At 42.7% G+C, this 23,680-nt stretch carries 18 protein-coding genes and 1 riboswitch; of the genes, 8 read left to right on the top strand and 10 right to left on the bottom strand.

Annotated features, from left to right (window positions below):
- Position 1: 1 nt before the first annotated feature.
- Together COPRO5265_RS07245 and COPRO5265_RS07240 are read right to left on the bottom strand one after the other, a co-directional pair.
- Entirely contained in the window at positions 2-406 is a 405-nt protein-coding gene (locus COPRO5265_RS07245; RefSeq protein ID WP_041735876.1) for a 4Fe-4S dicluster domain-containing protein, read from the bottom strand.
- Positions 407-758: 352 nt separating this feature from the next.
- Positions 759-2,321 carry a ClC family H(+)/Cl(-) exchange transporter gene (locus COPRO5265_RS07240; protein WP_012543666.1) on the bottom strand — a complete coding sequence of 521 codons (1,563 nt, stop codon included), beginning with the start codon at positions 2,319-2,321 and terminating at the stop codon, positions 759-761.
- A gap of 224 nt (positions 2,322-2,545) precedes the next feature.
- Here COPRO5265_RS07240 and COPRO5265_RS07235 point away from each other — a divergent pair, with 224 nt between their 5' ends.
- Together COPRO5265_RS07235 and COPRO5265_RS07230 are read left to right on the top strand one after the other, a co-directional pair.
- Positions 2,546-3,778, top strand: coding sequence for a Tm-1-like ATP-binding domain-containing protein (locus COPRO5265_RS07235; protein WP_012544577.1), 1,233 nt, complete (start codon positions 2,546-2,548; stop codon positions 3,776-3,778).
- Positions 3,779-3,792: 14 nt separating this feature from the next.
- On the top strand, positions 3,793-4,623 hold the full coding sequence (locus COPRO5265_RS07230; protein ID WP_012543487.1) for a phosphoenolpyruvate hydrolase family protein: 831 nt from the start codon (positions 3,793-3,795) through the stop codon (positions 4,621-4,623).
- Positions 4,624-5,265: 642 nt separating this feature from the next.
- Here COPRO5265_RS07230 and COPRO5265_RS07225 read toward each other — a convergent pair.
- Entirely contained in the window at positions 5,266-6,588 is a 1,323-nt protein-coding gene (locus COPRO5265_RS07225; protein WP_012544358.1) for a S8 family peptidase, read from the bottom strand.
- Between the two features lie 787 nt (positions 6,589-7,375).
- Here COPRO5265_RS07225 and COPRO5265_RS07220 point away from each other — a divergent pair.
- From COPRO5265_RS07220 to COPRO5265_RS07210, 3 genes are all read left to right on the top strand, one after another.
- Positions 7,376-8,137 carry an SDR family NAD(P)-dependent oxidoreductase gene (locus COPRO5265_RS07220; protein WP_012544240.1) on the top strand — a complete coding sequence of 254 codons (762 nt, stop codon included), beginning with the start codon at positions 7,376-7,378 and terminating at the stop codon, positions 8,135-8,137.
- A gap of 166 nt (positions 8,138-8,303) precedes the next feature.
- Positions 8,304-9,032: an ABC transporter ATP-binding protein gene (locus COPRO5265_RS07215; RefSeq protein WP_012544739.1), complete on the top strand. Its 729-nt coding sequence runs from the start codon at positions 8,304-8,306 to the stop codon at positions 9,030-9,032.
- Complete coding sequence (locus tag COPRO5265_RS07210; RefSeq protein ID WP_012543606.1) at positions 9,019-10,629, top strand: putative ABC exporter domain-containing protein; 1,611 nt, start codon at positions 9,019-9,021, stop codon at positions 10,627-10,629. Before COPRO5265_RS07215 ends, COPRO5265_RS07210 begins: the two co-directional genes overlap by 14 nt.
- Before the next feature lie 420 nt (positions 10,630-11,049).
- On the opposite strand, the gene COPRO5265_RS07205 is transcribed toward COPRO5265_RS07210, so the two are convergent.
- The 4 genes from COPRO5265_RS07205 to COPRO5265_RS07185 all read right to left on the bottom strand — a co-directional run bounded on the left by COPRO5265_RS07205 (position 11,050) and on the right by COPRO5265_RS07185 (position 14,019).
- Positions 11,050-11,508 (bottom strand): putative toxin-antitoxin system toxin component, PIN family, encoded by a 459-nt coding sequence (locus tag COPRO5265_RS07205; RefSeq protein WP_012544266.1) that lies wholly within the window; start codon positions 11,506-11,508, stop codon positions 11,050-11,052.
- On the bottom strand, positions 11,492-11,800 hold the full coding sequence (locus tag COPRO5265_RS07200; protein WP_012544106.1) for a CopG family ribbon-helix-helix protein: 309 nt from the start codon (positions 11,798-11,800) through the stop codon (positions 11,492-11,494). The genes COPRO5265_RS07205 and COPRO5265_RS07200 overlap by 17 nt, the downstream gene beginning before the upstream one ends.
- Before the next feature lie 981 nt (positions 11,801-12,781).
- On the bottom strand, positions 12,782-13,507 hold the full coding sequence (locus COPRO5265_RS07190; RefSeq protein ID WP_012544787.1) for a hypothetical protein: 726 nt from the start codon (positions 13,505-13,507) through the stop codon (positions 12,782-12,784).
- Positions 13,508-13,701: 194 nt separating this feature from the next.
- A complete protein-coding gene (locus COPRO5265_RS07185) occupies positions 13,702-14,019 on the bottom strand; it encodes a hypothetical protein (protein WP_041735869.1) in 318 nt (105 codons plus the stop codon).
- A 1,200-nt stretch (positions 14,020-15,219) separates the two neighbouring features.
- Here COPRO5265_RS07185 and COPRO5265_RS07180 point away from each other — a divergent pair.
- Together COPRO5265_RS07180 and COPRO5265_RS07175 are read left to right on the top strand one after the other, a co-directional pair.
- Positions 15,220-15,888, top strand: coding sequence for an MgtC/SapB family protein (locus tag COPRO5265_RS07180; RefSeq protein WP_012544621.1), 669 nt, complete (start codon positions 15,220-15,222; stop codon positions 15,886-15,888).
- Positions 15,863-17,125 (top strand): hypothetical protein, encoded by a 1,263-nt coding sequence (locus COPRO5265_RS07175; RefSeq protein WP_012544214.1) that lies wholly within the window; start codon positions 15,863-15,865, stop codon positions 17,123-17,125. Before COPRO5265_RS07180 ends, COPRO5265_RS07175 begins: the two co-directional genes overlap by 26 nt.
- A 1,089-nt stretch (positions 17,126-18,214) precedes the next feature.
- Here the strand turns inward: COPRO5265_RS07175 and COPRO5265_RS07170 are convergent.
- Positions 18,215-18,817 (bottom strand): hypothetical protein, encoded by a 603-nt coding sequence (locus tag COPRO5265_RS07170; protein WP_041735865.1) that lies wholly within the window; start codon positions 18,815-18,817, stop codon positions 18,215-18,217.
- 224 nt (positions 18,818-19,041) lie between these two features.
- A complete protein-coding gene (locus tag COPRO5265_RS07165; protein WP_012544858.1) occupies positions 19,042-20,694 on the bottom strand; it encodes an ABC transporter ATP-binding protein in 1,653 nt (550 codons plus the stop codon).
- Positions 20,695-20,939: 245 nt separating this feature from the next.
- Here COPRO5265_RS07165 and COPRO5265_RS07160 point away from each other — a divergent pair, with 245 nt between their 5' ends.
- Positions 20,940-22,022, top strand: a complete 1,083-nt coding sequence (locus tag COPRO5265_RS07160; protein ID WP_041736213.1) for a Gfo/Idh/MocA family protein — start codon at positions 20,940-20,942, stop codon at positions 22,020-22,022.
- A 124-nt stretch (positions 22,023-22,146) separates the two neighbouring features.
- On the opposite strand, the gene COPRO5265_RS07155 is transcribed toward COPRO5265_RS07160, so the two are convergent.
- The gene (locus tag COPRO5265_RS07155; protein WP_012543759.1) at positions 22,147-23,238 is read right to left on the bottom strand and encodes an ABC transporter substrate-binding protein; all 1,092 of its coding nucleotides are present in this window, start codon (positions 23,236-23,238) and stop codon (positions 22,147-22,149) included.
- Positions 23,239-23,270: 32 nt separating this feature from the next.
- Positions 23,271-23,479, bottom strand: a riboswitch (cobalamin riboswitch).
- Positions 23,480-23,680 lie beyond the last annotated feature (201 nt).

The raw sequence follows: 23,680 nt of genomic DNA, 5'->3' as shown, positions 1-23,680 counted from the left end.
TTTACGCCTCCTCCATGGCTAAGCATTCATGTGGACAAAGCTGCACACATGCTCCACATTGTTTGCAAATGATGGGTTTTTTAGCTTGCTTGTCCATGGCAATGGCTCCCACAATGCACGCTGGCACGCATTTCTCGCAGCCAATACATTTCTTCGCATCAAATAAGACGCCACCTCCTGGTCGGGGCGTTAGTGCCTGTGTGGGGCACGCTTCTGCACAGGCGGGATCTGAGCATCCCACACAGATGACAGCTGCGAACTGGCTCTGAAGTCCACCCTTTGTTTTGACCCTGATGGCACTCTTTGTTAACGTGTGACTATGGAAGTTCAATGATGCGCAACCTATCATGCATTCAAAGCATCCGATGCATTTGTTCATGTTTTTCACTTTCAGTATTTTGGGCACTACGATTACCTCCCAAGCGTTATTTATTTCACAATTACAGAATAATGCTGTTTGTAAGCAATTTTGATTAAGTTTTTGTCAAGAACCCGTTTTCTTTTGCGTTAGTTATATGGTAATACAAATTGAAGCAGTTCTTGAGAATAAAATTCCAAATACAAGTAGGGTAAGACCACGGTGAATGGATGGACTTTGCGCTATTTGTTATAAGAATAGAGGGCGCAACCATATGCAGATAAGCAGATAGTTTACGTTGTCGATAGTTCTTTATATGTTTTCTTTTTTTAGAATTTGTTAACTTTGTTCTTTTAAATAGCCCGTGTTAAGAGGTACTAGTAAAGACACCGATGCTTGCTTAATTTTCCTTTTGTACTAAGCAGAGTTTTCTCATTGCTTCTTTGGCTTCATGTTCGCGACCTTGTGGACACAAAGCAATAAGATAATCACCAGGAACAATGACGGTACTACCCTGAGGTACTAATTCTTTTGCCCCTCTACGTATTGCTACGATTAGAATGCCCTGTGGCCATTGAACATCCCTAATGGCTTTGCCTACGACTTCACACCCAAATTCTACGGGCACTTCCACTATTCCGCCTCTGCGATTGGCAGTCATAGTAGTGCCGTTTCTGTCGATGAAACGTTGTAGCAATGTCTCATATATGGGGTCAATTTTTAGAATATCTGACACCAGTAAGCCTATGAAAGCACATGCAGCAACGGGCAGCGTATGGACCAATGACCCGCTCATTTCGGCGGTGAGAAGGATTGCAGTGATGGGGGCTTTAACGGATGAAGCAAGGGTACCAGCCATGGCACATATGGCAAACACAGGCACATACTCTATGGGGAAGCCAAACCTGGTGGCAGTAAGCGACAAGATACTTCCAGAAAGGGCTCCCACTGTTAGTATGGGCATGAAGATACCGCCTGGTACTCCGCTGCCGAAGCTCACACTTGTGAAAAGCAATTTTACTACCAAGTAAATTATTAGCACTACAACTCCGCTTTTTGCTCCTTCTGCCAAAGCAATTAAGTCGCTTCCTCCACCTAAAGCAAGTGGCAGAAAAAGGCCGCAGGGTAGCGCAATCAACATAGCGACGCATGGTCTTATACGTCGAGGAATTCCTTTGTAGAACTGCTGAAAACTCAGTAATGTCGCATTCATAAGGGCACCTACCAACCCAGCGATAATTCCTACGGGTAGCAAATACCAATAATAAGATACGGGCAGCTGGGGTATGGGATAAAAGTGCAAGACAGGTCTTAAACCAAAGAAGTACTTGGATATGAAATCGGCAACAATTGATGCGGCGAAAGCTGAAACAAGTATTAACGGTGAAAAGCTTCTGTGAATTTCTTCGAGAGCGAACATTACACCCGACAGTGGCGCGCTAAATGCTGCTGACAAACCTGCAGCTGCACCACTGGTAATTAAGTAATTTTCCTCTGCGTCATGCTCAGCAAGCAAACGCGACACAGCTTGCCCTCCCGCAGCACCTATCTGAACAGATGGCCCTTCACGTCCCAACGACAAGCCAAAAAAACTACACAAGATGCCACCGAGAAAACGTACTACCAAAATCATATGCCATTTCATCTTTAGGCCGAATAGAACGACACCTTCAACTTGTGGAATACCACTTCCTGATGCCATGGGTTCAAGTGCTACTAACCACGCTACGAACAAGCCGCCTGCTAGCACGACGAAAATCCATAATGCGATATAAGTGGGGTGCGCTCTCAAATAAGCGTAAATACCTAACGACGTTTTCGTACCGTATTCTATGGCAATGCGGTAAAGAACAGCCAAAATACCCGAAACCGCGCCCACAAGAAGACCTTTGACAAGCAAATTCCATTTGAGTTTACTCAGACCACTTAGTAATACTGAAGCGCTACTTCTTTCGCTTTCCAAAGTAATCCTCCATAGCCATGAAACATAGCTCAAGTCAGCATTTATGCAATTCGATTATAGCATTGGTTTTCCTAATAACTTGCCGGAGTGCATAAAGCACCAGTGCGAAGGTTTGTCTTTATGATGATCTAATAGGACCATTATAAATTCTTCCGATTTGAGTGATAGAATTTAAGCTATTGAGGCTTTCGGGGGTTAATAAAGCCTGCAAAGGATGTGACGCGATGAGTAAGACAATTGTTTTACTGGGGACACTTGACACTAAAGGCAAGGAATTCGAGTATGTTAAGAGAATTATAGAAAGCCGTGGACATAATACGCTTTTAATTGATGCAGGCATTATTGGTGAACCAAAAACTACGCCAGATATTTCCAGAGATGAGGTAGCAAAGAAAGCAGGTTACACCATTGAGGAGCTTGCTAAAACTGACAGAGGTGTCGCTATTGAAGCAATGGCCAAAGGTGCAACTGTTTTAGTCGAAGAGCTTTACCAGGAAGGTAAAATCGATGGAATCTTAAGTTTGGGTGGTTCAGGCGGGACTTCTCTGGCTACACCAGCTATGCGTGCGCTACCTGTTGGAGTTCCAAAATTAATGGTTTCTACTATGGCTTCTGGTGATACCAGGCCTTACGTGGACATTAAGGATGTCACCATGATGTACTCGGTCGTCGATATTTCAGGCATAAACAGGCTTTCATCACGCATACTTGCTAATGCCGCAGGTGCCATATGTGGAATGGTGGAGGCAGAAGTACCTAAGGATTTTGAATCCACCAAAGAAGAGAAACCTCTCGTAGCAGCAACCATGTTTGGACTTACTACTCCTTGTGTAGAAAAAGTTCGCTCCGTTCTGGAAGAAAATGGCTGTGAAGTACTTGTATTCCACGCCACAGGAACTGGTGGAAGGGCAATGGAAAGTTTGATAGAGAGTGGTTTTATAGATGCAGTGGCTGACATAACTACCACAGAATGGGCTGATGAATTGGTTGGAGGGGTATTATCAGCTGGGCCTACCAGGCTGGATGCTGCAGCTAAAAAAGGGATACCACAAGTTGTTTCTGTAGGCGCCTTGGACATGGTCAATTTTGGTCCCATGGACACCGTTCCAGAGAAATTTAGGTCAAGAAAACTGCATGTGCACAATCCTTCAGTCACACTGATGAGGACAACAGTAGAAGAAAACCGCAAACTTGGGGAAATAATCGCGCAAAAGCTGAATCAGGCCAAAGGGCCTATTGTGGTATTCCTGCCGCTTAAAGGTGTGTCTGGCATAGATAAAGAAGGCATGCCTTTCTATGACCCTGAAGCTGATACGGCTTTGTTTGAGACGCTAAAGAAAAACTTAAGAACTGATATTGAAGTTAGAGAACTGGATTACCACATTAACGATCCGGAATTTGCTGAAGCCATGGCAAATGCCTTGCTCCAGTTGATTCGAAATAGGTTTAGTAAGTAAAGGGAGGAAACAGAATGGCAATTGACAGGAAGACTGCATTAGAAAGATTGCAGTCACAAGTTAAGAGTGGGCGCCCCATCATCGGTGCGGGTGCAGGTACAGGTATTTCTGCTAAGTTTACTTTGGCAGGTGGTGTTGATTTAATTATCATTTACAACTCAGGTCGTTACAGAATGGCTGGCAGAGGCTCTTTGGCAGGTCTATTAGCTTACGGTGATGCGAACCAGATCGTTCTGGAGATGGCAAATGAAGTGCTACCCATTGCAGAAAATTCAGCGGTTTTGGCTGGTGTTAACGGGACAGATCCATTCAAAATAATGAAGAATTTCCTCAAACAAATAAAAGATATCGGATTTACCGGTGTTCAAAACTTTCCAACAGTGGGTCTAATTGATGGTCAATTCCGTCAGAATTTGGAAGAAACAGATATGGGTTACTACAAAGAGGTAGAGATGATCGCCATGGCACACGATATGGATCTTCTCACTTGTCCTTATGTCTTCAATGAAAACGATGCCATAGAAATGACCAAAGCAGGTGCAGACGTTATTGTAGCTCATATGGGCTTGACAACCAAAGGTGCTATTGGAGCAAGAACAGCATTAACACTGGATGACTGTGCACAGCGTATTCAAGCCATACATGATGCGGCAAAGAGCGTGAACCCCAATGTCATGGTTATTTGCCACGGTGGCCCTATTGCCGAGCCTGAGGATGCACAGTACATTTTCGACCACACAAAAGGTATCGTTGGATTCTTCGGCGCTTCAAGCATGGAGAGAATTCCTGTGGAAGTAGCAATCAAGGCTAACGCTGAGAGGTTTAAGAGCTTGAAGATGCACTAAGGCAATGTTCAAAGTGCGTAGGCTTAACCTCAGGTAATTTGAAATAGAACTATAGCTTAAAGAAGGATGCCATGGGAACAGGGCATCATGCTCGTTGAGTCATCAGAGGCTAGCTTTCCTGATGACTCAACGAGAGGTTCTCCTGGCAACGCTGTTCTGAAAAGAAGCGAGAGTCCCTCTGCGTAGTAAAGCTGATTCAGATAGACTATTGTGGTAGTTTTCAGTAAAGTTATGGCAATGGCGAAAACAGTGAGCTGGGCAGTCTCGTCGGTATGTTAAGGTGTGAATCACCTCAATGTCAACGGCAGCCCCTTTATAGAAAACCATCAAGAACCCAATTTTATCTGGTCGCGAAAATCGGGAAACGGGCTATTTTTGCTATTTTGCAGTTGAGTTTTACTGGCTTTGTCGCTTTCTTATTTAGGGGTATCATCATTGGTTTCGCACGTCTTGATGATGCCATGCATTGAGAGGCAGCGACCCAACAGGGGGAGAGGTAAGAAAGACAGCAAAATACTGAGAAACTTTACTCAAACAAGATCTGATTTTTTTAAGGCTAAGAACATGAGTAAACTTTCTCAGTTGTAAAACAAAAAGGCCCTCTTTTTCAGAGGGTCTTTTTGTTTTAATGGGGTGCGTTTTTTATGGTGTCCAGTTTACTGCAGCATACGCATTTACTAGGCCATAACCATAGTATTTATCCCATCCTGCTGTGCCAAGATCTTTTGCTGTGGACTGAAGTGCAGTTCTCACTTGTTCGTTTGTGTACGTCGGATGTGCCGATAAAACAAGAGCAGCTACTCCAGCCACGTGCGGAGACGCCATTGAAGTTCCCTGGAAGAAGTAATAAGCGAAGTCTGTGGGTGATCCTTCGGCAAAAGTCTGCTGTAAGATGCCATCGCCATAGCCATCATGATTTTGGTCAACGGATGTATCTCCACCAGGAGCAACAATATCGAGCGCGCTACCATAGTTAGAATAACGAGCTCTCGTTCCGTCAAAGCGAGTTGATCCAACAGCGATGCACTGAGTATAGGCCGCAGGGTAACTTACTGTAGATCTTCTATCATTTCCAGAAGCACACACAATCACGACGCCTTTGTTGTATGCGTATTGTATAGCGTTCTGAAGTGTTGTAGACCCCGAACTTCCTCCCAAACTCATGTTGATGACCCTGGCTCCTTTGTCAGCAGCCCATATAATGCCGTTGGCAATGGCGTCGTATGTTCCGGAGCCCTCGCTATCGAGTACTTTTATAGGCAATATGGTTGCTTGATAAGCAATACCAGCGGCTCCCATGCCATTATTTGTCGATTGAGCAATTGTTCCAGCTACGTGAGTTCCATGACTGTTGTCATCATTAGCGTGAGTGTCGTTGTTAACAAAGTCATACGCATTTGCAGTATCAAACAGTGTATTTGCTAAATCTGGAGCCTTGGTATATGCACCGTAGTTCTCGTAGGCTACACCTGTATCGATTATTGCTACTTTAACGCCTGCACCTTTTGTAATATTCCATGCAGAAACAGCCTGAATGCCGTAGTTAGAGACATAGCCGTTGCTTGTCATGCCATAATCGTAGAAGTTCCATTGGTATGGGTTGAAGAAAGTGTCATTCGGAACGTCAAAAGCGTGAGCAATGTAATTTGGCTCAACGTACTCCACATTCGGATCATTCTTCAATTGATTCATCACCACATCGGCGGCCTTGCCTTGAGGTAGTTTGAATACTGCAAAGTTCTTTAAGCCTTTTCTAGAAAGTTTTGCGCCAGTAGTCTTTTCCACTTGCTTAGAGAGAACTGCAACGTCAGTATTCTCTTTATAACCGACGATGATTTCATTCTCTGGATCCTCTTGATTAGTGGTTGTGGAATTGCTCACAAACAGTAGTTCTGCACTTTTTACCCCTGCAAAACCTGACAACAAAAGTACTGCGATAACCAGTGTTAATAGTATCTTTTTCATCAATCTGCCTCCCCCGTGAAACAAGATTTTGAAACTAATGTTTATAAGTATACACAACAAAATTAAATTGTCAAGTAATTATTAAATTGTGATTAAAATAACATTAAATGTGCGAATAATGGAAATCTTTTACAATACATCAACTTTCTGAACATAGAGGTGATGTTTTGGGCCTAAATCCTGAACAAACTACGAAATCTATCGATCTTCTATTACCAAGTAAAAAGGATAATAATACAGAAAGCCTTAGTTTTTTTTATGCTTTGCTTGAAAATTATTAGCAATAGCTATGGAAGTAAATGCTGAGGGAATGGCGCTTTCAAACTTAAAATTACTGTCCTCCACAAAGAAAGATAGTTGGCGGTTATGCCAAACTAAGCATCAGTATCCAAGGCATACCACTGATGCATGGCGCATGGGGTTTCACTATAACGAAGACTTGTAAAGACTAAGAGATATGACTATTATGTAAATCTACAGAGAAGGCAAACCACGAAGTAGAGAATGCAAAAGTTCTCTTGTAGCGTTAGCAAATTAGAAAGAATAAGTATCATGTTTCACGGCAACAGTTTGCATTTATGTGGCGTATAATATCACTCATTAAAACCTGAAAGCGTGTTAGCACACTATTTGGGAAGTTGCTACGCATGAGGTTGTGAGTCAGCTTAGAATAAGTAGATTTTCAAAGAGTTATATTGGCGGGGGATTTGCCTCACTTAATCAGGTAAGATAGTCTTTTGTCTTCTCGTATAACGGCACGCCTGAGGACAAGGGGTGTGATTGAGAAATGGATGGGAAGTTATACGGCAAAGTAGTAGTCATAACCGGAGCAGGTTCTGGTATGGGAAGAGCTGCTTCCATTATTTTTGCTCAAGAGGGTGCGAAAGTTGTAGCAGTGGACTATGTAGGAGAAACGGCAGAAGAAACAGTGCGGATGGTCAATGAAAAGGGTGGGGAGGCTATAGCAGTTAAAGCGGACGTGTCGCACTGGGACGATGTTAACAAGGCTGTAGAGGCAGCTGTGGAGCATTATGGAAAACTTGATATCATGGTTAACAACGCAGGTGTATTCGACGGCTTCAAGCCTTGCTTGGAGTCAGATGAAGCGCTGTGGGAGCGCATCATCAACATCAACCTTAAAGGTGTGTTCTACGGGTGCAAGCGCGCTATCCAGCAGTTCCTTTCTCAAGGCAATGGTGGGGTTATTGTAAATACTGCGTCCGTCGCAGGCTTAGGAGCCATGGCTGGTGGCACGGCATACACCGCATCTAAGCATGGTGTTGTTGGTTTAACTAAGCAAATTGCATGCGAGTATGCCAGCCAAGGTATCCGTGTAAATGCTGTTTGTCCAGGGGGCATAGTTACAGGGATGACCAGAGATCTTATGTCTGATCCGCAAACGGATCAGTTGATAAAACAAACCACGCCGCTTGGACGATGGGGTGAACCAGAAGAAATCGCAGAAGCTATCTTGTTCTTAGCCAGCGATGCGTCCAGCTACATAACTGGTGAAGCTCTGCGTGTGGATGGAGGTTGGCGGGCGAAGTAGAATAAAAGTGTAAAGTGCATAAAAATGCTCCTCATTTTTTCTAAGTGTGGAGCCTTTTTTGTTACTGAACCTCCTTGAAATGAAAATCTTCTGTATACTGTTAGTGACATGGATTTCCAGTAAGCTAGTTACAATGTTATTAGACTACCAGGAAGAGGGGATTTAGTTGACGGTTCTTGAGGTTAATGGGCTGAAAAAGTATTTTGGAAAGACAAAAGCGGTAGACGGCTTGTCCTTTTCCCTAAGTGAGGGCGAAGTGGTGGGTCTTCTTGGCCCAAATGGCGCAGGCAAGACAACCACACTCAAATGCATAGTCGGGCTGCTTAGAAAGGCGGAAGGCACGATAACCATCGATGGTATGGACCACCGTTCCGATGTGGCACGTGCAAAGCTTGCTTACATACCTGAGGTTCCAGATATCTACGAAGGTTTGACCGTATGGGACCACTTAAAGTTTATCGCTTTAGCATATAACCTTCATGATTGGGAAAAGAGAGCTAATGATTTAATACATCGATTTGATTTAATGGAGAAGCGTAATGAGTTGGGTATGCACCTTTCCAAAGGAATGAAGCAAAAAACCATGATTTGCTGCGCGTTACTACATGATCCCGATGTTCTACTTTTCGACGAGCCATTGATTGGACTTGATCCAAAGGCAGTGCACGAGTTAAAAGAGGTATTTATGGATCTAAAAGCCCTTGGGAAATCACTTCTGATAAGCACGCATATGCTGGATACAGCCCAAAATCTATGTGACAGGGTGCTTGTAATGAAAAGCGGTAAACTGATTGCCGAGGGCACGATTGATGACTTGAGAAAGCGGGTGCAGGCGGCTCAAGAAAGCACTTTGGAAGAGCTTTTCCTGGAGATTACATCCGATGAAAACAAGTAATATTCTCGGCGGTTTCAGAGCTCTCTATTTTTTGGATTCCACGAAGTACAAAAACTATGTTATCGATGCTATTCACCATCCGGCAAAGCTCGCAGGTTTGGTTGTTCAATACGGCTTGCAGTTCATATGGATCTTGCCTTTTTTGTTTAAGAGAAGCGATCCTCTGGAATCGCCATGGTATTTAAGCCTAGACGTTATCGGTTCCGTAATTATGGCGCTCTTGCTGCTCATATTTTTGGGAGGGCTAAATAAAGCTTCTGTCAGCTATGCTCCTGGTACTTATACCATGGCTGATGCTAACTTGTTATTTCCTTCACCCATTAATCAGCGCAGTGTTTATGCATGGTCAATGATACGTCAGTTCTGGAGTTCTTTGTATACGACGGTTTTAGCCATCATTTATCTTCCTTTATTTGGACGGATGCTCAATTTGCCCATGAATCATATCAGGCTAGTTTATTCCGGTTTAACCATCATGGTCCTCTCAATACTTGTATCATCTTTAAACTTCTTCGTTTTCTCCATCGCACACAGGTTCAACATTGGCAGATTGATTAAGAGGTTTATCAAGGTACTTATCATAGCGGTCCTTGCTTATGTAGCTTGGGGCATGCTAAGCGGTGACAACGTTTGGGAAGGTTTGCTTACTACTTTGAATGGTCCTTTGCTTGGTTCTATTCCCATTATTGGATGGGCAAAAACACTCATAATGGCGCCATTCATGAGTAGAATTTCGCCGCCATTATTCTCAGTTCTCTTAGCTTCAACTTTGGCCGTAGTTGCCTTGTCCATTTATTATGCTGTTGACTTTTATGAAGAGTCTGTCACTGTTGCAGAGTGGGCACAGGCTGTTAGCAAAGGAGACATGTCAAGCCTCCAAAGCAGCAGCGAAAAGCCGCAGAAGAAATCTAAGGAAATGGATCTTGATTGGAACCTTAAGGGACCTTGGGCTTTTACATGGAAACAGGCTATTGGAAACAAGCGAAGTCAGAAGTTTATCATACTCGGCTGGGATCAGCTTCTACTGCTTATTCTTGGAGCGATTGTCGGATATTTCAGTGAGGGTTTTTCCTCGATCACTGTGTTCGCACTAATTTACGTTGTTATGTATGCTATGTTGGTTCAAGTTTTACCTGTAGGGGTTCAGTATGAGTTACATAAACAGTACATTTATTTACTACCAGGCAGACCGTGGCAGAAAATTTCAGCTGTAAATGCTCTGCTTTCTTTGAGAGCTGGCATGAGGGCAATGGCTTTGGTTTTGCCGATTTGGATCTTGTCAGGTCTAACCTTTTCGGAAGCGCTGGCAGTGTTTCTGTTCATAATGTCAGCAGACGTTTTAGTGTTATTTGGCATGAGTGTTGTGAATGTCATTTTTCCCACGTTCGATTCCGGGAATGTGCTTACGGTCTATTTACGCTTTGCTGTCTTTGCTCTGTCCATGGCTCCTGCTATTCTCATTGCCCTGCTTATCGGTATTCCGACTGAGAGCTTTCTCTGGGGTTACTTTGGTTTTGCCGTCGGTGCCGTCCTAACCGTTTTCTTACAGCTATTAATTACAGACAAAATCTTTTGGCGTATGGAGATGCCAAGCTAGAAGCCGTAGGCAGCTCATTTTTCGTTGCAAGTTATGGCTTTCTATTCTTTGTTCTTTGGTTTTAAAGAAGGGGGGCTATTGCATCGGTTTTTGGGGATGTCCTTGGATTTGTCACCGCGACCGGCGTTCAATTATCCATTATCATTGTTGTCTCCATCTGCCATGTGTTGCAAGCCCACCTTTTCAATTCTTGTTATTTTGTTATCTCTAAGAAAGTGAGGCCGCTGGTTTTCTTTTTCTCACTTCTGTGATTTCGATTAATGCAGATTTCATGCTGAGGACACAATTTTCCCTTTCTGGTTATTGTGTTCAGGCAAAAATAGCAAGTTGTTTAGGTATTTAGCAGAAGCTCGGAAAAGGAGGAAAGGAGGATCGGTAGTTAAACGCATTAACAATCTCCTTCAAATATGAAACAGAAAATTACTTTTTTTCTAGCCACTCTTTTCTCTTTGTATAGAAGTAGTCTAGAAACTCGGCGGGCGACATGATTTTAATTTCGTGGAACTCTTTTAACGGTAGTATGTGTTTTTTATCTCCAGAGACCAAGCAATCAACCTTTCCAGCCACTGCGCATTCTAATATGCGGTTATCTGTCTTTTTGGCATCAATGATTGATACCGTTACTTCTGGTTCTACCATAATTGCGTATTCATTTATGCTATTTATTACTTGATCAACCATGTGTTTATCCCATTCAAAGCGACTGACGAGCACGCGTTCTATCTCTTCCTCAATGAATGGAGAAATGTAAACCTCAATTGCCTCTTTCCACATTAAATCTACAACTTTTCTAGGAGTACCACCGAAGTGAAGAGCGGAAACAAAAACGTTTGTATCAATAACTACTTTCAGGTTTTGTTGTCTATTCCCTTTCGGCATCTATTATTTCTTCAATCTGATCTTCGGTTATTCCTTTTTCTAAAGCTTTCTGTTCCGCATAACGATAAATCTGTGCCCATTTTTCTTCCGCTATGTATCTTCTTATCGCTTCTCTTATGAGCTCACTTCTTGTTCTATTTTCTTGTTTCGCTAGGTCGTCTATCATTTTTCCCATTTCTGGTGGTACGGAGAAAGTCAGTACCGCTGTTTTCCTAGTGCCACTCCTTTTCGTTTTATGAGGAGAAATCGCCTTAATTACTTTTCGATTGTTTTTTCCTTTCGTTTGATTCACTCTATTTCACCTCCTCTAATGTAGTAATACAAAGTATTACTACATCCTACTTTAACATTATAGGACTAAAATCTGCTGATGTCAACCACATTTACAGAGAATAATCGGCACGATTATGGAGCTGATCTATGGCACTCGAAAAAGAAAAGCACAACGCGACTCAAAATGGAATGGCCTAGCTCAAAAACACTTTCGTGAGACATAATAGAACCTGTCTAAGCATGCAGGTCACTTAAAAATCTCTTAGTGCATGAATTTATAATGACTTTCATTTTAAGAGTTATTTAGTCCCCAAATTACGAACGCTTGTAGGTACACATAACTATTCTGTTGCATGGCATTACTTTGTGATCAAGCCTCGCATATTATGGAGTTGCCCAAACTTAGAAAGCGCATTGACACATTGGTAAAAGAAGCTGCTGGTACGTGCCCATTATTGAATTGGCGAGAATTGAACGCTGTTGGGGGGTAAAATTGCGGGGTTTCGCTACACCTAAACAGAACACTGGCGTTGACGACTTTTTATAATGATGCGCCCAGGATAAGGGGTATTCGACAAATGGCCGGAAAGTTGTCGGGTAAAGTTACAATCTACTATGCTGTTGACTTTTTGAAAGGCCTGTCGGAGTTACCGCGTGGACACGGGTTGGTAGCAAAGGAGACATGTCAAGCCTCAAAGCAGCAACGAAAAGCCGCAGCTTTCTCTGGGGTTACGTATGACTGGAACACAATTCAATATGAACTAGAATCTTGGCTTTCATTCTGGTTATCGGAGTAACTTCTATTCCTAAGAAACGGGAGAGTCTTACCCGTAGGCGGTCAGTATATCCATTCTCGCTAGCTTATTTGTAGGGATTTCTACGACGACAGGGTCTTAGACGGCATGACAAATCAAGGTTTATACAAGATAATTAGTACCTGTAAGACTTCGAAAAGGAGTGTTTCTTTGCACCTAGCTCTGCTGTTACGCTGGGCAGTACCTTAAGATTTAGGTTGTGAGCACCTAAATACGTGGAACATTCCAATCACCATCAATAGTTCTCCAACAAAGAACAAGTACCAGCTGTAATGGGTTGGGACATACTGAGATATTAATTGCTGGAAGTTGGGATTCCTAGCTAGCGCCCATATATTGATGGGCAAACCTTCACTCAAAAGAAATGTCACGTAGTCCTTGATGAATGAATAAAAGATAACTGCAGCCCCACTGATAAAAAGCGCCCAGTCAACACCTTTTATTTTTATGTGTGCGCCTTTCTGTTGTAGAAGCACCGCAATGCATCCAAATACGATCATGGTCAAAGAACATATAATTGGCGCAAGCACTGGGCTGACCCAGGGCACCGGTACGAAAAACAGCACATCCCAAGTCAGAATTGATGCTGGCCAGTCTAAGAACACTTTTAAGAAAACATAGTAAAAGATGTCCCAAAAACCGAACATGTAAAGAAAGTAAGCAAAACTTTGAAGGGCGTTTTCACCTACAGCTATTGCCGCAGTGATGAGCATTACAAGGGTAGCTAACTCCCTCGATGACTCAATGAGTAGTATCGTTGACGATGCAGGTTTCAGAGGAAGCGTAAGCCCCTCCGGGTAGTAAAGTTGCCTTAAATAGACTACTACGGCCGCTTCCAGTAGCCCCATGGCTACGCCAAAAACCGCCAACGCGACCAGAGTTTTACTCTCTTTAGTAATTGACTTTTTCATAAAAATAACCAAACATCTAGGCTGCTCTTTTGAGTAATATTACCAGCTAGTTAATAACTTCTTGTTGAAGTAGTATTCTACCTGGGATAATTGTGTTGGCTAAACTAGACTGGACTATTGTGACGCACCTGGAAACAATGAGCAAAAACATGGGAAAGATTCATTGACATACTCGCGTTTTGAAGCGTAATCTACTATATATCGGCTGAATGTAACAGCAAACTGTGCAGCTGTAATTTTCGTATTGAACCTGTGATATTTGTAACTTGCATGCTAGTAGTCACCTGTCTTCTATCTGTATACTTGGTTTTAGCAAAACCGTAAACTCCTTCATAAGTTATAAGCAAGGTCCCGTCCAAGAAAGTATCATAGGCATTAAGTTCTTGAATAGTTACTGAGGCGGTTTGCCCTGCGTCATTACGCTTTTGCTGGTCAAGAGAGATGTTCTGACAGCCACACAGAAACACAAGGAGCAACAAGGTTACACTCATGACAGCTAAAAGTTTTCTCAAGATGTACACCCCCATTCGAAAGAGGTTAATACGGCAAAACTATATATTTGAATTATATAGGTCTAGCTACTGGCGAATACACCTGTATACCTAGTTTAAGGATGAGTATAATGTCCATAAAAATGTTATTTTTGGGTTGTTCCTTTGTGAGGAGTTGTTGTGACGTTCAGACTTGAAGGCATGCTTAGCTTAGTTAACCCCCATTGTATGAGAGCGCACCCACACAACTACAACCGCATTGAACTAGGACTTCGTGGTGCCCAAACTTTACTTCTGAAACACGAGAGAGATCGTTTAGTTCAGTTGTGGTGTACTAAATGTCCTCCTTGTTTAGTTTGTTTATCTATCTATTCAATAGCGTTATGTGTTTGATGCGTAGCACAATGGTCTTTCATTGGATGCCATTAGAGTTTGTCTTTTTTCGAGGAGATCTAGCTGGATTCTTATCCGCCTGCGGGATATAGAACCAGAGTTTTGCTATCTTTAGTAATTAACCTTTTGGCAAAAAAACCAATATCTAAGCTGGTCTTTTGAGCAATACTTGGAGATTCGAGAACAGTTTTTGTGAGAGCTTGTGAGCAATGTCTCGCGTTCGTGTTTTGACAGCTCGTCACTCTTATGCGACAAATGGCCAAGCAGAAGATCCAGCAAACAAATTGGGTTCTACTAAAAAACTTGGATTCTAAGAAAGGGCCTTAGATGTCTGTAATCCTTGATGTGCAATCTTTCACAGGTGCAGGTTTATATTCAAGTGGGAGCTTGCATGCACAATGTTAGGAACAGATACAAATGCATAGATGTGACGTGAGTATAATCCCTGAAACTCAGGGATTTAGCAAGGGCAGATTGTTTTCTGGGCCGTTTATCTGGCTCTTGTTGTGCTTTGATGGGAAGCGAAAGTGGTGGATTTTCGTGTAGCGACTCTCGAAAGTGAAAGAATGATCTGTGGTGTGTTGGCCGCCCTTCTTGTACGTTGGCGGCTAGGCAGGCGTACAGACAGACAGTAACGCAGTGTTTGGTAGTTTTCTTCATAACCATTTTTGTTGTGCTGGGTGGACGTCTTTAAGCTCTATGGTTTTTATATAATTGGATATGTGTAATGCTTATGAAGGGAGGTGTGACAAGCGATGGGAATGTTTTTGGCTGTTCTCTATGAAGTTAACAAGACAAGGATGTTCGCTGGAAGGGGTGGTGAGAAGGATGGAGGATGATGTAGAGCGTAAAGAAAAGAAGTTTGAAGTACCTGCGGCAGCTAAAGACTTTTTGAGTCAACATGGGAAACATGTTAGTAGTCTAACTTATTTGGTTCTGTTCATTCTTTTCATGATGCCTTGGGTTACAGTGTCCTGCAGTGGAATGGTAGTGGCTAGTTACTCTGGTTTTAGTTTAGCAAGAATGGATTTGGGGCTCATGCTGGCGGTCATTTTGCTTGTGGTAGGTATTATTGTTGGTATTGTTGAGAAGGAACGTGTTGTTTATTTCTCAGGCGTATTTATTTCGGGTGTAACCACACTGGCAATGCTTTTTGTGACCTTTGGTACTCGTTCAATAGTAGCTGATGCAGTTAATACCTTTGGTAGCGGGATGTACCTTGATGATATGAGCACAGTTCAGTATAAACCTGCTTTCTACATTGCCTGGATAGTTGCGGTGGGGTCATTCGCCTACAACTGGTACATGCTCAACAATTACACGGAAGGGGTTCATAAGGGTGAGATACTTGACTTGTACCGCAACTCTGTTATTTGGCAGAGCATAGCTAAGCGGTCTGATAAGACAACATCAAAGTCGACAGCAGAACAGGAAGTAAAGCCAAAAAATGAGGAAAAGGAGGGTAATGGCAATGAGGAAGAGAATCAGAGTAGCTAAGCTAGTGTCGCTAGGAATTGTCTTTGTGTTCACTTTATCAGTACTTATTGGCTGTGGTGGAGTATCGATTAAAGTTATTGAGAAGCAAAACATTTTGGGTGATGAGATTGTTACTGCCTACGTAAGTAACTTTAAGAATGAAGATGCTACATGGCAAAAACTTCAGAATTTTGGAGATAATTTTGATAAAAACGTAGATTACTTGACCATCTACTTCTTCAATGACAGAAATAAAATTCCAAAACTGAAAAGCCTTGAGTTTTTGTCCTTGGACGCATCCAGCGAAGGTGTAGTGGCCGTATATGAGCGATATGGTGGTGAAGGGAGCCTGGATAAGAACCCTGATTATGAGAACACTGGGGAAGAAGGCGAAGAAGAATCAAGTCAGAATAAAGGAAGCGAGAATACTAATGAGCCCGTGGTTCAACCTGTGAGCCAAGAACCGAAAGAAGAATTAGTTCAAACTAATATTGATGTAAACATAGCTCAATACGGCGAACGGCTTACTGCAACCAGTATAAGAGTTATTAAGTCGCCGAGCAACCCAGGTGTTCTTGAAATACAAGGGGATTTTGTATATACCAATACATATACTAAAGACCAAACTCTTGGGGAACTTTATCTTGTAGATAGTCAATATAGTATTTCTTACCGCGCAAATGCTAACCTTGATACTGATCCTGTACCGCCGCAAGCAAAGACGAAAGGTCATTTCAGAGTGACCCTTCCAGAAGATCGTCCACTCGATGTTTACAATCTTACATACAAGGGTTGGGATGCTTATTGGAGCGTGCCCCTCCTAGGGAAAATTGCTGCAGATAGTTCGCCTATCTATACAACCAGTACTACACCATACAAAATTGACATTTGCAGTATAAAGACATTGCCTCAAGAAGGAGAGAATGAACTAGGAGATCCTAACCAACAGTATTTACTGATCGACGTTAAGCTTACTCTGACTTCAACGCCTGAATTATTCTGGGGTATGTCAGAAGATTTACCTAAGACCTCGTGGTTTACTCTCCTGGACAAGGAAGGCTTTGTTGTAAATCAGGTTGGACATAAGCCTCAATATGTGACAAACTTTAGTAAGATGGATGCTATAGGACAATGGTGGAGAGCCCAGCTATACTGGGCAATACCTAAAGGAGCCAATCCCTTTGATTATACGCTACGCATTACAAGTGAAAGCAGGGGTTCTTTAATTGACATGAAGTTATCTGATATACCTCATTAACTACGCAAGACGGCATAACGGCAAGGGAGACTCTCCCTTGCCGTTATTGGTTTTAGGAAATGTTTTTCTTCTCATTGTGGTACATACTGTTTTTTTTTTGCTTAGCATTCCTTCAGATCTAGATAATATGTGCGGCTATCATGTTGTTTTTCTTGTAAACGGTAAGTAGAACGAGACTGTTTTAGAGGAGTAAAAAGAAACATGAGCGGGCTCATCAGGCGAGGTGTTGGTCCAAATCTATGCAATTGAAAATGGGGACAGTATCCGCTAAGTGGTGTTGGGCCAAATTGAATGCTCTTTGTGTTGTTTTATTGAGTTGTTAGGGGTAGCTACAAGTACAAATACCAATTTTGCTTTCAATGCTACTAGCGGCCAGTTCTAGTAACTACCCCCGAATAGTTTAAGAAAGTTTCAAGAAAATGTTCTTCCCCTTTGTTCTAGGCATTATTGCTTAAGGTCCATAACAAAACAATGTAAGACCTCAAGCATTATGCGTAAGTCAAATTGGTTCCTTTAAGTTTGGAGCTGTGAGTTGTTTACATGCCTTGAGCTCAATAGCAGGCGCATCACTGTTGAATGAATACAACTACTATGTGCATGCGGATTCTATATGTTATGTGCCGGGCTTGAAGTGAAGTGGACAACCTTGTCGTAACCAAAGTCATAGCGAAAGGGCCTTTGGTTTTTGGCAATCTTACGGCTTCAATCACTACTTTGGTCTTTTCTATTTGACACAATAATGCCAAATTTGCATGTTGTATCGGCTTGTAATACGTATTGCCCGTGAAAAGTTGAACCAAAACGTGTGACGTAAGAAATGGTTGAGTGGCTATCTACCATAAACCATGCTGTGTGCCGTGGTGACAGCAGGCACGGTAGGATACTGTATAGAGCCGTACTGCTTTTATCGCTATCCTTGTGTAAGGAATCATGGTGCACTTCTTTTAGCAATTATGACAACTGAACATGCGAATGCTTATGTTCGGCTATTTCTATTTTAGTTTCTTAGTAATCATTGAAATAACGAAATAGGCGCTAGTTCATGAAGGTGTTTATTTCGATAAGAAGATGGAGTGGCATCTTCTTTTGCTAGTTGTCATCACGTCTAGGGGCAAACACGGCAATAATTGCCAATAATATGGAAATACCCAACGTAAACACTGATATAGCCACCAGGAATAGGCTGAGCGGATCTAGAAAGAAGCACGCTACTGCGAATGCTACTGGTGCAACTAGGTATGCAGTATTAGCTTTTAGAAGCGCTCCTTGTAGTATTGGGGCTACGAAGCAAAGTAATAGAGGAATTCGCAGGATGTTAAAGAATAAAGTACCATACGAGCTTGTAAGAAGTGAAATCGGTTTACAAATAATCTGTTCCAGTACCTTATATCCTACCATGTAGATAGGGAAAAGAACCAGCATTGCTAGGACTGGTTGTGTTTCTTTTATGAAGATATCGGTTAATAACATGTCTGTAACATAAGTAGAGAAGAAAGTATCAAACGATATGTGGTAGTTTTCGTAGATGAAATGAAAAGCAAAATAGCCAGCCACACCACCTAAGGCACCTACCATGAAGTTATAAGGTTTCTTAATACATATGATTGGAATAGCCACGGATACTGTAGCAAATAGAACTCCAATGAAGACCCACGGACCCCACGTTAACATTCCATGGAGTATTTCCTTCATTCTTTATGTCATCACCCACACAGTTATTCTAGTTTAGTATAGCAAAACAAACCGTTCTATTTCAGCTTCATATAAGAATAAAACCAAAGCTACTTTGACCAGAACTGAGTTGAATGTTATATTTGTTTTCGATATGACTTAATACTGTTTCTTAAAAGGTAAGTTCTCACTGTTCTTTTGGAACATGCCCCTAATACCGAATAAGGTTTTCCCTTAGCTGGTTTCTAACACATTGGGAGAAAAGATCCTTCTGTTGTAATTACATACGTTCTATCACAAAAATCGCTCAGGTTTGTTAGGTGGCTTATGATTATTAGGGTTTTGTCATCAAATCCAGACTTAATAAGCTGTAGGACCAAATCTGCATAATCCTTATCTACAAAAGCAAGGGGTTCATCTAAAATGTAAACGTCTCCGTTGCGGTTTATGCCGCGTAAGAGTTGTATGAGCTTTTTTTCTCCACCGGATAGTTTGCTTCCGAGGTTTTTCGTAAGAATAGTGCAGTGTTTATTTCTTAAAATTGTTTCTACGTCAATACTGCCGAAGCGCTTTTTGGCGCCACTTCCGAAAAGAGTCACATTTTCCTCGAGCGTGCCGCTGAATATATAAGGTTCTTGGGGAACAAGGATGATCTTGTTGCGGAGAGATTCCTTCGTAAATGTTTTGTAGTCGATGCCATTGATAAAAATGTTGCCACGGCTCGGAGTAATAATACGCATGAGAAGATTACAAAATGTCGATTTTCCACTACCGTTTGGTCCGACGATGCCTATTTTTTCTCTTCTACGTATGATTAAGTTGACATTGTTAAGCACCATCCGGCTATCGTAGGAAAAAGAAACGTCTTCAAATTGAATGCTCTCTATAGGCTCAGACAGAGTAACTTTCCCTTCCTGTTCCTGCGGGATTGAAAGCAGTTCCCTTATTCTGTTAACAGAAAGCATGCTTATCTTAAGCTCTTTTGGAAACTGGGTGTAAAACTCCATTGCTTCCCACAGGTTTGAAAAGTAAATGGCAAACGCAAAAAGACTACCGACGGTAAACGTACCTTTGAAAACGTAGTAACCGCCAAGGATGTATACGATAAGATTGGCTACGTTCATAATGCCTGTAAAAAGAATAAGATCGTAGAGAATGTCTAAAGTGGCGTAACTGAGGTTAAGCCCAAGGTATTTACTTAGAAGATTTGAAAGTCTGCGCTCAAAAATGTTTTCTGCGTTATTTGCTTTGATGTGGTAGGCTCCTGATACGCTCTCTTCGGTAAAGCTGTTAATCTCTTCTTCTGTCTTAAGCACATGTGATTTTACTGCCTTCATTTTTGGTAAGATTATCCGCGCTATAACAAAGAATAATGGAAAAAGGGCCAATAGGGCTACAAAAAGGACAGCATTCAGCTTGATCATGATGACTGCGATAGCACCGACATAAAAAAAGTCTATAAAAAATAAGACCGGGTCATGAACGATCAAATCATTTATGTTTTGTAAATCTGCCGATTGACGTTCAAGAAAGTATCCTGTTTCTTCCTTCGTCACGGAGAGATAATCAGCATCTAAGATGTGCTGCAGCATGTCTTGCCTAAGGTCTGCGCTGATGGAAGTTTCAGTACGCTTTTCAAAGTAGTAGCGCAGGAAAAGAACTACAAGAAAAACAACTAAGCCAAGGATGTTCAGCTCTGCATAGAAAACAAATTCCTTAAAGTTTGTGCCCTTTTCAATAGTATCTACCAGCAACTTAATAAGAATAGGCAGTGCTACAGCCACAAGCTTGTGAAACGCCGTAAAAAGTACACACAAAACTATATACATGCGGTGTTTACTATAGTAAGGCTTAAAAAAATCTAAGATAAACCTGAAATCTGCAAGAATGCCTACCATGTCTAGTTATCTGCCTCCCCTGCGTCTTAGCTAAGAATAATAAATAGTATAGCTGCATGGATATGCTACTAATGTTCTTTCTGTAGTAATGAAAAAAGCACGCTGTTACTCATACCTAGGGTTTTATATTTGCCTGTAATAGGTAGGTTTTGTTCCCTTAAGCTGCGCTCTTAATTTATGGAACATGTACCGCTGGACACACTATAGAATTGTATGTGCAATGTATTACACGGGAGGCGATGGGTTTGCTTAAAGACACGATTCGTGTTGGTATCATAGGTTGCGGCGGCATCGCGTTTGCAAAGCACATGCCTTTTTTGTCACAGATTAGTGGCGTAGAAATCGTAGGGTTTTACAATCCGACAGAGGAAAAGGCGAGGCGGGCAAAAGAACAGTACGGTTCAAAAGATGCAAAAATCTACCAAAGTTGGCAGGACCTGCTTGAAGATCGCAGCATTGATGTGGTGCATGTGCTTACACCTAACAAGTTTCATGCAGAGATGACCATTGCCGCATTGGAGTCTGGCAAACATGTCATGTGCGAAAAGCCCATGGCAACTAACGCGCAGGATGCCCAGAAGATGGTGGATGCAGCAAGGAAGAGCGGTAAGAAGCTCACTGTGGCATTTCAAAATCGGTTTAAGCCAGAAAACATGATGCTTAAGCGCATTGTGGAGCGGGGCGACTTAGGCTGGATCTACTTTGCAAAAGCTAGGGCACTGCGTCGCCGAGGCGTACCTACGTGGGGCAATTTCCTGAACAAAGACATGCAGGGTGGGGGAGCCTTAATAGACATTGGAAGCCATGCTTTGGATCTAACATTGTGGCTCATGGATAACTACCAGGTGAAAGCTGTGCTTGGAACCACCTACAATGTGCTGTCTAAGCAGGAAAACGCAGCAAACCCTTGGGGACCTTGGGACCCAAGTAGGTTCCAGGTGGAAGAATCTGCTTTTGGCTTTATTACCATGGCAGATGGTGCCACGGTGGTGGTGGAATCCAGCTGGGCTTTAAACACTCTGGATGAAGGTGAAGCGCAGACGATTCTTTGTGGCAGTAAAGCAGGTGCGGATAACCTTTGTGGCTTGCGTGTAAACGGGGAAGATATGGGCAGTCTTTATGTAAAAATGATAGAAACACAGCTTCACGGAGCTGCCTACTATGAGCCGCAGGTGGTAGATCCGGGGAAGTTAGAAATGCAGTCTTGGATAGAAGCCATAAGGGAAGACAAAGAACCACTAGTAAAACCGGAGCACGCTTTGGTGGTAACGCAGATCATTGATGCCATTTACCAGTCTGCCGCTACTGGTAAGCCTGTTTTGTTCTAAATAGGTCCATCACAAAAAAAGAGAGAGGGCCTGCCCCCGCGACCCACTGTGAGAGGTGCACGAGGGCAGGTTAGAAGGGCTACTGTCTATTTCCAACGTGGGAGGTGCGCTAGCAGCTTAGTTGTCATGGGAGCAAGAACACTCCCATTTTTTCTGCATCAACCCATTGGGCTTGCAAAGAACTGCTTCTTAGGTTTCCTTTGTAAGATGTGATGCCAAGTGTCTTGGCGTAAGCTGGATCCACTAGGAATCGTCCGTCCTTAAGGGAGAACTTGGAATAATCTACCAATGCACCATTTAATGACGCTATTTTTGCTTTGTTTGATATGAAAAGCACTTTAGCATTGGGTTTTTGCTGGACCACTTTCAGATAAAGTTCTGCCATGCCTTGCGTAAGACGGGGTCCTGCTCTAAATACCCAGTCGTCATTAAAAGAAACAAGCTTACCTTGCTGCACAGCTTTTAAATCAGTCCACGGTCTGCCTTTGAAAGAAGCTGTTTCTCCACCCATGGATTTCTCAGGATAAAGGATGTAATCTGGGTTGAGTTTGAGCAGTGTTTCCTCGCCCAACGTGGGCCATGGTTGGGTGTAGCTGCCTGTAACTGATACTAAGCCTACCTGATTGAGAACATCGTTAACGAAGGTGTCTTTACCCACGCTCATGGGCGGATCATGCCACATAAGAAGAAGCACCCTGGGATGCGGGCCGCCCAGTGATTTTAGCGCTACAGGCATGAGCCTAATTTGTTCTTCAAGTTTCTTGGCTTGGGCTTCCTTCTGGAAAATGAGCCCCATGCGATGAATTAGCGATGACACTTCACTTACTGACTGTGGGTCAGCAATGAATACGTTCCAGTACTTCTCCATGATGTCGTAGGTTTCTTTCCTAAAACTAATAGTGCCAATAATCAGATCGGGTTTCTTGGTCAGTAGTAGTTCAATGTTGGGCTGCGTGTAGTCGCCCATCACAGGCACGTTCTTCACTTCAGGTGGGTAATCATCCACGGGCGTGCGTCCCATTAGACTGCCCTGTGCTCCAATGGCGTACATGATTTCCGTAACATTGGGAGCCAACGAGATAACACGTTTAGGCACAGCTGCGAAGGTTAAATTCTTACCCACATCATCTGTTACTTTCACCGCTGCGGAAGCAGGTAATACGAGCATAGTAGCCATTAGCAGCAGTGCAACAACACGCAAAAACCGAGTCCTCATGAGATCACCTCCTTTGTCCTCGCAAAAGAGGCTCGGAAGTAACAGATCAGGCAGGTCTCCCGGCTTCCGGATCAACGCTCGGTCCTTGCCTTCCCAGCAGCCTTTTATTGGTGCCAGTGGCATTCTTACCTTGGACTTCGCTCCCCGGTCACGGTTGCGGGACAGCGCCGGATTCTCACCGGACTTCCCTTTTGGCCCATGCCTCAAAAAAGGCATAGTCACCTGACCCGGTACTTAGCTCCATTATAGAACATAAAACGTGACTGTTCAACAGTAAATCATGGGTAAGCTATATTTCATATCCGCTTGCTCTTTCGAAATTCCAACAGTTCGTGCTAGTGCACTCTTTTCTAAGCACTAAGCGTCTAAGTGCTTGCGCAAGCCATGTGTTTTCTGTGCAGAGCCGTAAATAGTTTCGCAGAAAGCACTCATGGATTATGAT

This window comes from Coprothermobacter proteolyticus DSM 5265 (genome assembly GCF_000020945.1).
GTDB lineage: Bacteria > Coprothermobacterota > Coprothermobacteria > Coprothermobacterales > Coprothermobacteraceae > Coprothermobacter > Coprothermobacter proteolyticus.
The sequence above is the reverse complement of the archived record's forward strand: the minus strand, read 5'-3'. Positions and strand labels throughout refer to the sequence as shown.

Bases quoted from the DNA above. Each gene is read 5' to 3' on its own strand.
- COPRO5265_RS07235 (WP_012544577.1), top strand. From the start codon at position 2,546: ATGAGTAAGACAATTGTTTTACTGGGGACACTTGACACTAAAGGCAAG.
- COPRO5265_RS07230 (WP_012543487.1), top strand. From the start codon at position 3,793: ATGGCAATTGACAGGAAGACTGCATTAGAAAGATTGCAGTCACAAGTT.
- COPRO5265_RS07225 (WP_012544358.1), bottom strand. From the start codon at position 6,588: ATGAAAAAGATACTATTAACACTGGTTATCGCAGTACTTTTGTTGTCA.
- COPRO5265_RS07220 (WP_012544240.1), top strand. From the start codon at position 7,376: ATGGATGGGAAGTTATACGGCAAAGTAGTAGTCATAACCGGAGCAGGT.
- COPRO5265_RS07210 (WP_012543606.1), top strand. From the start codon at position 9,019: ATGAAAACAAGTAATATTCTCGGCGGTTTCAGAGCTCTCTATTTTTTG.
- COPRO5265_RS07205 (WP_012544266.1), bottom strand. From the start codon at position 11,508: ATGCCGAAAGGGAATAGACAACAAAACCTGAAAGTAGTTATTGATACA.
- COPRO5265_RS07190 (WP_012544787.1), bottom strand. From the start codon at position 13,507: ATGAAAAAGTCAATTACTAAAGAGAGTAAAACTCTGGTCGCGTTGGCG.
- COPRO5265_RS07180 (WP_012544621.1), top strand. From the start codon at position 15,220: ATGGAGGATGATGTAGAGCGTAAAGAAAAGAAGTTTGAAGTACCTGCG.
- COPRO5265_RS07175 (WP_012544214.1), top strand. From the start codon at position 15,863: ATGAGGAAGAGAATCAGAGTAGCTAAGCTAGTGTCGCTAGGAATTGTC.
- COPRO5265_RS07170 (WP_041735865.1), bottom strand. From the start codon at position 18,817: ATGAAGGAAATACTCCATGGAATGTTAACGTGGGGTCCGTGGGTCTTC.
- COPRO5265_RS07165 (WP_012544858.1), bottom strand. From the start codon at position 20,694: ATGGTAGGCATTCTTGCAGATTTCAGGTTTATCTTAGATTTTTTTAAG.
- COPRO5265_RS07155 (WP_012543759.1), bottom strand. From the start codon at position 23,238: ATGAGGACTCGGTTTTTGCGTGTTGTTGCACTGCTGCTAATGGCTACT.